The sequence below is a fragment of the Streptococcus infantis genome (assembly GCF_015546995.1).
Classification (GTDB): domain Bacteria; phylum Bacillota; class Bacilli; order Lactobacillales; family Streptococcaceae; genus Streptococcus; species Streptococcus infantis_J.
This window is the reverse complement of the sequence record NZ_JADMUH010000003.1, coordinates 37,935-50,632: the sequence shown is the minus strand read 5'-3', so window position 1 is coordinate 50,632 and position 12,698 is coordinate 37,935. Positions and strand designations below refer to the sequence as shown.

Annotated in this window: 12 protein-coding genes; 8 read left to right on the top strand and 4 right to left on the bottom strand. The window is 41.2% G+C overall.

The features are described 5' to 3' along the window. Positions 1 to 50: 50 nt before the first annotated feature. From I1J71_RS01915 to sdaAB, 3 genes are read right to left on the bottom strand one after another with little or no spacing between them, the layout of a single operon-like run. A complete protein-coding gene (locus I1J71_RS01915; protein ID WP_195183515.1) occupies positions 51 to 680 on the bottom strand; it encodes an HAD family hydrolase in 630 nt (209 codons plus the stop codon). Positions 681 to 703: 23 nt separating this feature from the next. Beyond that, positions 704 to 1,576: an L-serine ammonia-lyase, iron-sulfur-dependent, subunit alpha gene (gene sdaAA / locus I1J71_RS01910; RefSeq protein ID WP_195183514.1), complete on the bottom strand. Its 873-nt coding sequence runs from the start codon at positions 1,574 to 1,576 to the stop codon at positions 704 to 706. 8 nt (positions 1,577 to 1,584) lie between these two features. Further along, positions 1,585 to 2,256: an L-serine ammonia-lyase, iron-sulfur-dependent subunit beta gene (sdaAB, locus tag I1J71_RS01905; RefSeq protein ID WP_195183513.1), complete on the bottom strand. Its 672-nt coding sequence runs from the start codon at positions 2,254 to 2,256 to the stop codon at positions 1,585 to 1,587. Between the two features lie 240 nt (positions 2,257 to 2,496). Between sdaAB and I1J71_RS01900 the strand changes: the two genes are divergently transcribed. Together I1J71_RS01900 and I1J71_RS08705 are read left to right on the top strand one after the other, a co-directional pair. Beyond that, positions 2,497 to 3,132, top strand: a complete 636-nt coding sequence (locus I1J71_RS01900) for a LysM peptidoglycan-binding domain-containing protein (protein ID WP_195183512.1) — start codon at positions 2,497 to 2,499, stop codon at positions 3,130 to 3,132. A 277-nt stretch (positions 3,133 to 3,409) separates the two neighbouring features. Continuing rightward, complete coding sequence (locus I1J71_RS08705; protein ID WP_416385342.1) at positions 3,410 to 3,607, top strand: hypothetical protein; 198 nt, start codon at positions 3,410 to 3,412, stop codon at positions 3,605 to 3,607. A gap of 178 nt (positions 3,608 to 3,785) precedes the next feature. Here I1J71_RS08705 and I1J71_RS01895 read toward each other — a convergent pair whose 3' ends face one another. After that, positions 3,786 to 4,589: a hypothetical protein gene (locus tag I1J71_RS01895; RefSeq protein WP_195183511.1), complete on the bottom strand. Its 804-nt coding sequence runs from the start codon at positions 4,587 to 4,589 to the stop codon at positions 3,786 to 3,788. A gap of 303 nt (positions 4,590 to 4,892) precedes the next feature. On the opposite strand from I1J71_RS01895, the gene mnmA reads away from it, so the two are divergent. The 6 genes from mnmA to nrdD all read left to right on the top strand — a co-directional run bounded on the left by mnmA (position 4,893) and on the right by nrdD (position 12,687). Then, a complete protein-coding gene (mnmA, locus tag I1J71_RS01890) occupies positions 4,893 to 6,014 on the top strand; it encodes a tRNA 2-thiouridine(34) synthase MnmA (protein ID WP_195183510.1) in 1,122 nt (373 codons plus the stop codon). A gap of 140 nt (positions 6,015 to 6,154) precedes the next feature. Beyond that, positions 6,155 to 6,610, top strand: a complete 456-nt coding sequence (locus I1J71_RS01885) for an NUDIX hydrolase (RefSeq protein ID WP_195183509.1) — start codon at positions 6,155 to 6,157, stop codon at positions 6,608 to 6,610. A gap of 8 nt (positions 6,611 to 6,618) precedes the next feature. Continuing rightward, the gene (mnmG, locus tag I1J71_RS01880) at positions 6,619 to 8,535 is read left to right on the top strand and encodes a tRNA uridine-5-carboxymethylaminomethyl(34) synthesis enzyme MnmG (RefSeq protein ID WP_195183508.1); all 1,917 of its coding nucleotides are present in this window, start codon (positions 6,619 to 6,621) and stop codon (positions 8,533 to 8,535) included. An 86-nt stretch (positions 8,536 to 8,621) separates the two neighbouring features. Continuing rightward, a complete protein-coding gene (locus I1J71_RS08670) occupies positions 8,622 to 8,756 on the top strand; it encodes a hypothetical protein (RefSeq protein ID WP_006149026.1) in 135 nt (44 codons plus the stop codon). Positions 8,757 to 8,800: 44 nt separating this feature from the next. Continuing rightward, on the top strand, positions 8,801 to 10,354 hold the full coding sequence (locus tag I1J71_RS01875) for a damage-inducible protein CinA (RefSeq protein WP_195183507.1): 1,554 nt from the start codon (positions 8,801 to 8,803) through the stop codon (positions 10,352 to 10,354). 125 nt (positions 10,355 to 10,479) lie between these two features. After that, positions 10,480 to 12,687, top strand: a complete 2,208-nt coding sequence (gene nrdD / locus I1J71_RS01870) for an anaerobic ribonucleoside-triphosphate reductase (RefSeq protein WP_195183556.1) — start codon at positions 10,480 to 10,482, stop codon at positions 12,685 to 12,687. Positions 12,688 to 12,698: the final 11 nt, after the last annotated feature.

The window sequence follows — 12,698 nt, the reverse complement described above, 5'->3', positions numbered from 1 at the left end:
ATTTAAAAACACTCCAATTTAATTGGAGTGTTTTTTGTTTAGGATTTCAATTATAGTTGACGTAAAATGTCTGCTGGCTGATGTACGACCCAGTCAGGTTGATAGGTCAGTAGCTCTTCCTCTTCACCAAATCCCCAAGTAACAGCTAGTTTTTTAATGCCAGTTTCTTGGGCGCCAATCATATCAAACTTAGTATCTCCGATAAGGACCACTTTTTCTGGGTCCAATTTATGAGTTGCCAAAGCTTGACGAATGACATCTGCCTTACGCACTGCTTGAGGACTTGAACCATAGATGCCGTCAAAGAAATGATCGATTTCAAAATTAGCTGTCATATGGACTGCTGTCGGAGTATTTTTTGTTGTCGTGATATAGAGAGGATATTGTTGAGCTAGTTCAGTGAGTAGTTCCTTGATTTGTGGAAAGAGCTGGGCTTCGTAAACTCCTTTTTCCTTATAATAGGAGCGATAAAGCTGGATAGCTGACTCAATCTGCTCAGTTGGTAAGCAACTAGCGAAACTAGTTTCCAATGGTGGCCCCATAAAACCACGGATGGTTTTTGCGTCTGGACTAGGGACTCCCAGTTGTTCAAAAGTATAGGTGAAGCCATTGTGAATGCCGATAGAGCTGTCCACAAGGGTTCCATCTAGATCAAAAAAGATGGCTGATAAGGATGACATTGATTCTCCTAGTAATCTTGAAATTATTCGCCGAAGATTTCTTTTTGAAGGCGACGACCTGTCGGTGTGGCAGCGAGACCACCTTCGGCAGTTTCACGAAAGGCAGTTGGGAGGCTAGAGCCTACTTGGTACATGGCATCAATGACTTCGTCAACTGGGATTTTTGATTCAATACCAGCTAAAGCCATATCAGCTGCGATGAAGGCGAAGCTTGCTCCCATGGCATTACGCTTAACACATGGGACTTCAACCAAACCTGCAACGGGATCGCAGATAAGACCCAGCATGTTTTTGATAACGAAGGCAATAGCCTGGCTCGCTTGATAAGGAGTTCCACCTGCAGCTAGAGTTAGGGCAGCAGCGCTCATGGCAGAGGCAGATCCAACTTCGGCTTGACAGCCTCCTTCAGCTCCCGAGATAGAAGCGTTATTAGCAATGACGAGCCCAAAAGCACCAGCAGCAAAGAGAAAATCTAGTTGTTGTTCATGCGTTAAATCTAACTTTTGAATAGCAGATGTGAGAACTGCAGGAAGACAGCCTGCGCTACCTGCGGTTGGTGTCGCACACACAAGGCCCATCTTGGCATTGTGCTCATTAACAGCAATGGCGTTACGGGCGGCAGACAAGACAGTGAAGTCTGATAAGGTCTTTCCTTTTTTGATGTAGTGGTCGAGCTTAGCTGCATCACCACCAGTCAAACCGCTACGAGATTTCTTTTCGCTGAGACCAAGCTCGACGGAAGCTTTCATGACTTCGAGGTTACGTTCCATGAGGAGAAGAACTTCCTCACGCTCACGACCAGTTAGCTCATACTCAGTCCTAATCATGAGCTCAGCAACATTTCCTTGGAAGTCAAGTTCGGCTAGTTCGACTAATTCTTTGATAGAGTAAAACATATTTTCTCCTATTGAAAGAAATTGACATTGTGCAAATGAGGAATTTTACGAATCTCTTCGATAGATTCTTCGCAGTTACGACTATCAACTTCGATAATCATGATGGCTTTCTCGCCAGCTTTTTCTCGAGTTACATTCATTTGGGCGATGTTGATGCCGAAGCGTGACAAGGCCTCTGTTACGTGAGCAATCATACCAGGGACATCCTGATGAACGATGATGATGGTAGGGGTGTTCATGTTGAGAGATACGGCAAAACCATTTAATTCTGTCACCTGGATATTTCCACCGCCGATTGAAATCCCTGTTACACTGATAGTCTTATGATCGTTCTTAACAGTGATTTTCGTAGTATTTGGGTGGGGAGCATTACTGTCCTTTTGGATGGTCCACACGATTTTAATGCCACGCTTATGGGCAATTTCTAAACTATTTGGAATTTCAGGATCATCCGTATCCATTCCCAAAATACCAGCTACAAGGGCAAGGTCTGTCCCGTGTCCACGATAGGTTTTTGCAAAAGAGTTAAAAAGCTGGAATTCAACCTCAGTTGGAGTATCATCAAAGATAGATGAAACGATTTTACCGATACGAACAGCTCCTGCCGTGTGACTACTAGATGGCCCAATCATGACTGGTCCAATGATATCAAAGACAGATTGAAAACGAAGTGATTGCATCTGTTTCCCCTTAAAAAGATTCTTACTTCTATTATAGCAAAGATTAGATGTAAGTGCTTAATTACTTTCTGAAATATATAAAAAGATTAAAAAGCTTTTATAACAAGGGTTTTGTAACAAAAAGTGGCTTTTTTAAGTAAATAAATCACAGTTTTGTAACATTTCTACACAAATTCGTTAACAAATAGTAACATTAGAAAGGTATCATGGTAGTATAAGAAAAAAGGAGAACTTTTTTAAATGAAATTAAACACTAAGACTAAACTTGCAGGATTTGCAGTTGTACTTGCTTTCCTTGCACCATCACTTACTTTTGCACAAGAAACAAAAACTTATACAGTTAAACCTGGAGATACTCTTTCAGAAATTGCTGAGACATACAACACAACAGTTGAAAAATTAGCTAAATTGAACAACATTAAAAATGTTGACCTTATCTTTATTGACCAAGTATTGGTTATCGATGGGGCAGCTCCAGTTGCTGAAACTACAACAACAGAAGCACCTGTAGCACCTGTAGCAGAAGTTGAAGAAACTCCAGCAGTTGCTGAAACTGTTGTAGAAGAAACTACATATGAAGAAACTTACGAAGCTCCAGCTTCAGCACCTGCAGCAGCAGAAAGCTACTCAGCTCCAGCTGCAACTGTAAGCGGATCTGAAGCAGAAGCGAAAGAATGGATCGCTCAAAAAGAATCAGGAGGTAGCTACACAGCTACAAACGGACGTTATATCGGACGTTACCAATTGACAGATTCTTACTTGAACGGCGACTACTCAGCTGAAAACCAAGAACGTGTAGCAGACGCTTATGTTTCAGGACGTTACGGTTCATGGACAGCTGCTAAGAACTTCTGGCTTAACAACGGTTGGTATTAAGAAGATATAAAAAAGGAAGTCTCAATGACTTTCTTTTTTTGTTTACAAAAATATCAACTTCTCGCTCTAGATCTGTTAGTAAGTGCTCATCTTTTACTAGCTTAGCTAAGGAGAGTCCATTTTGTATCAACTGAGCATCATTAGTACAAATGCCTATACGAATATAGGAAAACGCAAGTGTGTCGTACTGTCTGCTTATTTTTGCTTCCTCCAAGAGAGTGTAGCAAAGCTGTTTGCAAAGTAACTTATCACCATTGTAAAGATAAAGAGTTGAGAGATTCAGCAGCAACATCATATTTTGTCATTTTCATTATATCTAAGCATGTCTACTAGTCCAATAATTGGACTAGTGATTGGACATACTGAAATAAATCCAATAAATTCTATTATTATAGCTCTTAGTACGATATGGGCATTAATTTTGATATTATCAAGGGTGTATAGAAAATATTTTTATAGAGACGAAGATGACTAAAGTTTTTATCAATAATTGGCTCCATAATATCTATAGGGAATCTACCTACTACAAATATCATAGAGCCCTAAAAAAGAGCCGTTTAAGGCTCTTTTTGTGTGTTTACATTTGATGAGAGATCATTATAAACATTGGTGTTGAGGGCTTACAAGTTTATGGTATTTCGCCATCTAGATTATTAGTTAGACGAACTGGTTGTATCGTCATTAGACTCTGATTGAGAACCTGAAGAATCAGCTGTTTGGCCTACTGTATTAGCACCATTATCTCCTCCACTGCTAGCACTACCGGTTGAGTATTGGTCCGTTGCAGATGTTTGGGAGTTATTAATGCTTCCATATGATTCAGTGTAGGTTGGAGTGTAGTTGCTATCTTCTGAATTGTAGGTGTCTACTCCCTGAACGTTACTAGTCGTTTCAGTCTGGTTAGACTTTTGTTCTTCTTTTTTGGTCAAGGTTTCAACTTGTTTTTGGAATTTAGAGATGAGTTCTTGAATTGGTTTTGTCTTTTCTTCAAGAGCAACTTGGTCGCTGGCAGAATTAATGTTTTTAATGATGTCTATTATTTTTTGCAAGGAAGTGATGGCTGTCTCAAGTGTTTGTTTATCTTGAAACTGGCTATCAGAATCCTTTATATCTAATTTCAAAGCTTTTTCACTATAATGATTTGTGACTTTATCGGCAGTAGAAGCGAGAAAGTCTGCTAATGTCTTTTTGCCTTCATCAGTAGTTGGTTTTAATTCTTGAATTTTTTTCCAATCTTCTATAATGGTTTCAGAATCAATATTAAAGTCTTTAATGGCGTTTTTTACTTGTTCGACATCTTGTTGATTTTTTTGTTGTTTGATGAGAGCAACATTCCCTCTCTCTGCTTGGATTTTTTCTTGATGGAGGACTAAGCCTGTCAAAAGTCCAATACCTGCAATAAGTGTAATAATAAAAATAGTATTTTTTGATTTTAGAATATCTTTGTAGTTGTTCACATTTGTTCTACGCACATGGATGATGGTGTATATATGAAATCATGTGCGCATTCCTCCTTATTAAAGTATATCATTTTTAGTTGATTTTAAAAATAAGTTTTTAAAGAGAATAGAGATTTAGGAATGGATTGATTTTTTTGTATCCTATCTTCATGTATTTATAAAAGAGGCGGCTAGGTTTATCAGCCTCTTCCTTGTCTTCTCCAACCAAGCATGTTATAATGAAAACTGCTCAAACGACCTTCAATCGTTAAGCAAACACGACCTTCAATCGTGAATAAACGAATAGATGGGAGAACTACCATGAGTGATAACTCTAAAACACGTGTTGTCGTGGGGATGAGTGGTGGTGTTGATTCGTCGGTGACGGCTCTCTTGCTCAAGGAGCAGGGCTACGACGTGATCGGTATCTTCATGAAGAACTGGGATGACACAGATGAAAACGGCGTCTGTACGGCGACCGAAGATTATAAAGATGTGGCTGCAGTGGCAGACCAGATTGGCATTCCTTACTACTCTGTCAATTTTGAAAAAGAGTACTGGGACCGCGTTTTTGAGTATTTCCTAGCGGAATACCGTGCAGGACGCACGCCAAATCCAGATGTGATGTGTAACAAGGAGATCAAGTTCAAGGCCTTTTTGGACTATGCCATGACCTTGGGTGCAGACTATGTGGCAACTGGGCACTATGCCCGTGTGTCGCGTGATGAGGATGGCATTGTTCACATGCTTCGTGGCGTGGACAATGGCAAGGATCAGACCTACTTCCTCAGCCAACTTTCACAAGAACAACTCCAAAAGACTATGTTCCCTTTGGGACATTTGGAAAAACCTGAAGTTCGCAGACTAGCAGAAGAAGCAGGCCTTGCGACTGCTAAGAAGAAAGACTCGACAGGGATTTGCTTTATCGGAGAAAAGAACTTTAAAGAATTTCTCAGCAACTACTTACCAGCTCAGCCTGGTCGAATGATGACTGTGGATGGTCGCGATATGGGTGAGCATGCTGGTCTGATGTACTATACGATCGGTCAGCGTGGCGGACTCGGTATCGGTGGACAACACGGCGGTGACAATGCTCCTTGGTTCGTTGTCGGAAAAGACCTAAGTCAGAACATTCTCTATGTAGGCCAAGGATTCTACCATGATTCCCTGATGTCAACTAGCTTAGAAGCCAGTCAGGTCCACTTTACTCGTGATATGCCAGAGGAATTTACGCTCGAATGCACGGCTAAATTCCGCTACCGTCAGCCTGACTCCAAGGTGACTGTTCATGTCAAAGGAGACAAGGCAGAAGTTATTTTTGTGGAACCACAACGCGCCATCACACCAGGACAGGCAGTTGTCTTTTACGACGGTGAAGAGTGTCTCGGTGGTGGTTTGATTGACAATGCCTACCGTGATGGCAAGGTTTGTCAGTACATATAGATTGACAAATGTTCTCAATTTGCTACAATAATAAAAGCAATAGAAATGATGGTCAAAGCTCATGGATGTTGCAGGCTTTTTTGTCCTGCACTTCTTACGAGTTTTGACTGTTTTTGTGTCGTTTAAGGGAAAGGACAAGAATGACTCAGCAAGACTTTCGGACAAAAGTGGGGAATACGGTTTTTGGCGTTCGGGCGACAGCTTTGATTCTTCAAAACCGCAAGCTCCTAGTCACCAAAGATAAGGGCAAGTATTACACTATTGGCGGTGCGATCCAAGTAAATGAAAGCACGGAAGACGCGGTAGTCCGCGAAGTGAGGGAAGAACTGGGTGTTAAAGCTCAAGCTGGGCCACTAGCTTTCGTGGTTGAAAATCGTTTTGAACAGGACGGTGTTTCCTATCACAACATCGAGTTTCATTTTCTAGTAGACTTACTTGAGGATGCCCCATTGACCATGCAGGAAGATGATAAAAGGCAGCCCTGTGAGTGGATTGATTTGGATAAACTCCAGAATATCCAGCTGGTTCCAACCTTTTTAAAAACAGCCCTACCAGATTGGGACGGGCAACTAAGACACATTCACCTTGAAGAATAGGAGAGAAAATGACTTATAATTTTACGGAAGAATACGATATTATTGTAATCGGTGCGGGACATGCGGGGGTCGAAGCTTCCCTAGCTGCGAGCCGTATGGGCTGCAAGGTCTTGCTTGCGACTATCAACATTGAAATGTTGGCTTTCATGCCATGTAATCCGTCTATTGGTGGTTCTGCCAAGGGGATTGTCGTGCGTGAGGTAGATGCCCTTGGTGGCGAAATGGCTAAGACCATTGACAAGACTTACATCCAGATGAAGATGCTCAACACTGGGAAGGGACCAGCTGTCCGTGCCCTTCGTGCGCAGGCTGATAAGGAACTTTACTCTAAGGAAATGCGCAAGACGGTTGAAAATCAAGAAAATCTAACCCTTCGTCAAACTATGATTGATGAGATTTTGGTGGAAGAAGGCAAGGTTGTCGGTGTTCGTACAGCTACCCATCAGGAATATGCTGCCAAGGCTGTTATCGTGACCACAGGGACAGCCCTCCGTGGGGAAATCATCATCGGAGATCTCAAGTACTCATCAGGGCCAAACCACAGCCTAGCTTCTATAAACCTTGCTGACAATCTCAAGGAACTTGGACTTGAAATCGGTCGTTTCAAGACAGGAACGCCTCCACGTGTCAAGGCTTCCTCTATCAACTATGATGTGACAGAGATTCAGCCAGGAGATGAAACACCAAATCACTTCTCTTACACTTCACGCGATGAAGATTATGTTAAAGACCAAGTTCCATGCTGGTTAACCTACACCAATGGTACCAGTCATGAGATTATCCAAAACAACCTCCATCGTGCGCCTATGTTTACAGGTGTGGTTAAGGGAGTGGGACCTCGTTACTGTCCGTCGATTGAGGACAAGATTGTGCGTTTTGCAGACAAGGAACGTCACCAGCTTTTCCTTGAACCAGAAGGACGAAACACAGAAGAAGTTTATGTGCAAGGTCTCTCAACCAGTCTTCCTGAGGATGTCCAACGTGATTTGGTTCATTCCATCAAAGGTTTGGAAAATGCAGAGATGATGCGAACTGGTTATGCTATCGAGTACGACATGGTCTTGCCTCATCAGTTGCGTGCAACGCTTGAAACCAAGAAAATCTCAGGACTTTTCACTGCTGGCCAGACAAATGGAACGTCTGGATATGAAGAAGCTGCTGGTCAAGGGATTATCGCGGGTATCAACGCAGCGCTGAAAATCCAAGGTAAGCCTGAGTTAATTTTGAAGCGCAGTGACGGCTATATCGGGGTTATGATTGATGACTTGGTGACCAAGGGAACCATTGAACCTTACCGTCTCTTGACCAGTCGTGCAGAATACCGACTCATCCTCCGTCATGACAATGCTGATATGCGTTTGACTGAGATGGGGCGCGAGATTGGGCTTGTTGACGATGAACGTTGGGCTCGTTTTGAAATCAAGAAAAATCAATTTGAAAATGAAATGAAGCGTTTAGATAGCATCAAACTCAAGCCAGTCAAGGAAACAAACGCTAAGGTTGAAGCAATGGGCTTCAAACCATTGACTGATGCAGTCACTGCCAAGGAGTTTCTCCGTCGTCCAGAAGTCTCTTACCAAGACGTGGTGGCCTTTATTGGACCTGCTGCCGAAGAATTGGATGACAAGATTATCGAATTGATTGAAACAGAAATCAAGTACGAAGGTTACATCTCAAAAGCTATGGATCAGGTTGCCAAGATGAAACGCATGGAAGAAAAACGTATTCCGGCCAACATCGATTGGGATGATATTGACTCTATCGCGACAGAAGCCCGTCAGAAGTTTAAACTCATCAATCCAGAAACCATCGGCCAAGCCAGCCGTATTTCTGGAGTAAACCCAGCAGATATTTCTATTTTGATGGTGTATCTGGAAGGTAAAAATCGAAGCATTTCAAAAAATTTAGAAAAAAAAGTTGATTAAAAACAAAATGCTGAATCCTCTATTGAGGAATTCAGTTTTTTAGTTTTTTCTTCATTTTTCGAATTAAGAGAAAAGGAGAAATGACTATGCTAACAGTAGAAGAAAAAAATTTTTTAGACCGCTATAAAAGAGTTTCATATCATCGTTTTTATGAGATTGAACGCTTTGTTGCCTTGTCTGAAAAGTTGAGCGAACGTCCGCCAAAGGCTGACAAGAACTAGACTTTTTGATATACTAGAACAAATTAAAATATAGGAGAGAGCGAATGAACGTATATGGCAGATTAGAAGACGAACCAACTCCAACTTGGATGGGAAGTCAGGATGCTCCAGTAGAAAATGAGGAGCAACTCGAGGTTGAAACTCGTCAGCCTGCCCGCTTACCATTTTTGAATATCCTCATTTTGAGTACTCTAGTGGTCCTTGTGTCCGTAATTTTACCCTTCTTCTTAGGGTTAATAAGTCCGGAACAGTCTCAGGATTTTTATATTGGATGGGCTATGCATCAGAGCGGAGATGTCTACACAGATTATTTTGGAACTAGTGGTCTCCTCTATTACTTTTTACAGTATGTAACCAAGGGCAGTATTTTGTTTGCCGCCTTTAATTGGTTGGCTTTAGTAGGTGCCGGATTCTTTCTTTTCCGTTCTGCTTTCAATCTGACTGGACAAGATAAGCAATCGCAACAAGTATTGACAGTCTTTTATGTCCTGGCTAGTGCTCTTAGTTTTGGTGGAGGCTATGCAACTATTCTTGCACTCCCATTCTTGTTTTATGCCTTAAGTTTAGTAACATCTTATTTGGCAGAACCAAGCCTTGACAAAGGATTTATCCGTATTGGAGCTAGCTTAGCTCTAGCATTTTTCTTTGCACCTTTGGTTACAACTTTGTACGCCTTTGTCTTGTTTTTTGCTGTAACAGCTTTTAATATTGGTCGCAAAAATTTGGCTCATGGTGTCTACCAATTTTTTGCAGCGGGCCTTGGTTTTTCAATTCTCTTTTATCCAATCGGATATTATACGGCTTATAAAGGTAGCTTTGGAAATGCGATTAGTCAAATCCTTTATCCATTAGATAGTTTAAACTTTACGTCTAACTCGGGATTACTCGACAATATCCTCTTTTATGGATTGTTAGCAATTGCTCTTGGAGCATTGACGTTTGCATTGACAGGTCTCTTCCAATCTAAACCGTTGAAACAGTCAGTCTTATCAATCTCTGCTTCAATAGCTGTCATTTTAGTATTAATTTTAGAGATTTTTTCTACAGATCTTATCCATGGTAGTCGTATGATTGAGTTCCTTCCTTTCTTATCGCTTCTTTTGCTGACACGAATTCCTACAGAGAAACCAGAAGGAGCGAATCGCCGTAGACGATCTAGAGAAGAAACTTCGGTATGGGGAGCCTTTGTAAAAGGAAATGTCTATCTACCAATTTTAGCTCTTGCTTACCTATTCTTAGCACCTGTAGTATCACGATATTTACTTCATGCAGAACTATATCAAGAACGTACAGCCATCGAAACTAAGGTCAAAGGGGAAACTCAAGCTACAGATCGTATCTATGTTTGGGATAATCTGACAAGTAGCTATAAGGCTAGTGAACGTTTAGCTGCGAGTCAGTTGCTTTCACCTAGATTGCATACAGGACTTGATGCAAATCGTACCAAACTTGTTAATGATCTGAGAGATAATCAACCAAAGATCATTGTAGTGAATACAAAAACAAGTCTATGGACAGAAGTTGAGCAACTTTTAGCTGAAAATTATCAAGCGGTTCAAAGTGAATTCAAAGATCTTAAACTCTATAAATTAAAATAAAAACTATCAATATCTTGTGTAATTTTAAAAAAAATTTATTTTTTAACACAAGATATTGATTTTTATTTTTTTAGTGATATAATACTTTTTAGAATCAATATTATATTTAAGAAAAGGGTATGGATATGATTGTATTGGAAGAGAAGGCTGTCCCTGATCCGACTTTATTCGTCGAAAAGCGTGACGGCAGACGTGTAATTTTTGATGTAGACAAGATTGACAAAGCGCTTCATAAGGCTGCTGAAAAGGTTATGGATGTAACCCCTTTGGTTGAAAAACGACTTAGTACCCTAGTTGAACGTATCGTCGAAGAGATTCATAGCCGTTTCCCACAAGGTGTAAAAATCTATGAAATCCAAAATATCGTAGAACACGAATTGTTGGAAGCTAAAGAATACGCCTTGGCCGAGGAGTATATCACCTATCGGACTCAAAGGGATTTTGAGCGCTCAAAAGCGACAGATATCAACTTTAGTATTCATAAACTTCTTAACAAAGATCAGGCGGTTGTCAATGAAAATGCCAATAAGGATAGTGATGTTTTTAATACCCAGCGTGATTTGACGGCTGGGATTGTTGGGAAATCCATCGGACTTCAAATGCTTCCTAAACATGTGGCTAATGCCCATCAAAAAGGGGATATCCACTATCATGATTTGGACTATAGTCCTTATACTCCAATGACCAACTGCTGTTTGATTGATTTCAAGGGCATGTTGGAAAATGGTTTTAAGATTGGAAATGCTGAGGTAGAGAGTCCCAAGTCTATCCAAACTGCGACAGCACAGATTTCACAAATCATCGCAAACGTTGCTTCTAGCCAGTACGGGGGCTGTTCAGCAGACCGTATTGATGAAGTTTTGGCTCCTTATGCAGAGAAAAATTACCAAAAGCACCTCAAGGATGCGGAGGAATGGGTTCTGCCTGACAAACGCCAAGAATATGCCTGGAAGAAAACCCAAAAAGACATCTACGATGCCATGCAATCTCTAGAGTACGAGATTAATACCCTCTTTACATCAAATGGGCAAACGCCATTTACCTCTCTTGGTTTCGGTCTAGGAACCAGTCGTTTTGAACGTGAAATTCAAAAGGCAATTCTGAATATTCGTATCAAGGGGCTGGGTTCAGAACATCGTACAGCCATCTTCCCTAAACTCATCTTTACTCTTAAAAGAGGTCTTAACTTAGAGGAAGGTTCACCTAACTACGATATTAAGCAGTTGGCTCTCGAGTGTGCAACTAAGCGTATGTATCCAGATGTCTTGTCTTATGATAAGATTGTCGAGTTGACTGGTTCTTTCAAAGTTCCGATGGGATGCCGTTCATTCCTTCAAGGATGGAAGGATGAAAATGGAGTAGAAGTTAATTCGGGCCGTATGAACCTAGGAGTCGTGACGGTCAATCTTCCTCGTATCGCCCTTGAATCCGAAGGCGACCTGAACAAGTTCTGGGAAATCTTTAACGAGCGCATGAATATCGCGGAAGATGCTTTGGTTTACCGTGTGGACAGAACCAAGGAAGCCACTCCAGCTAATGCACCAATTCTTTATCAATATGGAGCTTTCGGACGTCGTCTTGGAAAAGAAGAAAGTGTTGATCAACTCTTTAAGAATCGTCGTGCAACTATTTCTCTGGGCTATATTGGCTTGTACGAGGTGGCGACAGTCTTCTTTGGTAATCATTGGGAAAATAATCCAGAAGCCAAAGAGTTCACCCTTGATATTATTCGCGATATGAAACGTCGAGTAGAAGAATGGTCTGACCAATATGGTTACCATTTCTCTATCTATTCAACACCGTCTGAAAGTTTGACAGATCGTTTCTGTCGCTTGGATACGGAGAAATTCGGCTCTATTCCGGATATTACAGATAAAGAATACTACACAAATTCCTTCCATTATGATGTCCGCAAAAATCCAACACCTTTTGAAAAATTGGACTTTGAGAAAGTCTACCCAGAAGCGGGTGCATCTGGTGGCTTTATCCACTACTGCGAGTATCCTGTTCTCCAACAAAATCCAAAGGCCTTGGAAGCTGTGTGGGATTATGCTTACGACCGTGTAGGTTATCTAGGAACCAATACTCCGATTGACCGTTGCTACAAGTGTGATTTTGAAGGAGATTTTGAACCGACAGAGAGAGGATTTGCTTGTCCTAACTGTGGGAATAACGATCCTAAAACAGTAGATGTGGTTAAACGGACCTGTGGCTATCTTGGGAACCCACAAGCGCGTCCGATGGTTAATGGACGCCACAAGGAAATTGCTGCGCGTGTCAAACACATGAACGGTTCTACTATCAAAACAGCAGGACATGAAGTAAGAAATTAGAAAGAGATAGT

What these genes read in the sequence shown, in the direction of transcription:
- I1J71_RS01915 (WP_195183515.1), bottom strand. Translation starts at nt 680, where the DNA reads ATGTCATCCTTATCAGCCATCTTTTTTGATCTAGATGGAACCCTTGTG.
- sdaAA (WP_195183514.1), bottom strand. Translation starts at nt 1,576, where the DNA reads ATGTTTTACTCTATCAAAGAATTAGTCGAACTAGCCGAACTTGACTTC.
- sdaAB (WP_195183513.1), bottom strand. Translation starts at nt 2,256, where the DNA reads ATGCAATCACTTCGTTTTCAATCTGTCTTTGATATCATTGGACCAGTC.
- I1J71_RS01900 (WP_195183512.1), top strand. Translation starts at nt 2,497, where the DNA reads ATGAAATTAAACACTAAGACTAAACTTGCAGGATTTGCAGTTGTACTT.
- mnmA (WP_195183510.1), top strand. Translation starts at nt 4,893, where the DNA reads ATGAGTGATAACTCTAAAACACGTGTTGTCGTGGGGATGAGTGGTGGT.
- I1J71_RS01885 (WP_195183509.1), top strand. Translation starts at nt 6,155, where the DNA reads ATGACTCAGCAAGACTTTCGGACAAAAGTGGGGAATACGGTTTTTGGC.
- mnmG (WP_195183508.1), top strand. Translation starts at nt 6,619, where the DNA reads ATGACTTATAATTTTACGGAAGAATACGATATTATTGTAATCGGTGCG.
- I1J71_RS08670 (WP_006149026.1), top strand. Translation starts at nt 8,622, where the DNA reads ATGCTAACAGTAGAAGAAAAAAATTTTTTAGACCGCTATAAAAGAGTT.
- I1J71_RS01875 (WP_195183507.1), top strand. Translation starts at nt 8,801, where the DNA reads ATGAACGTATATGGCAGATTAGAAGACGAACCAACTCCAACTTGGATG.
- nrdD (WP_195183556.1), top strand. Translation starts at nt 10,480, where the DNA reads ATGATTGTATTGGAAGAGAAGGCTGTCCCTGATCCGACTTTATTCGTC.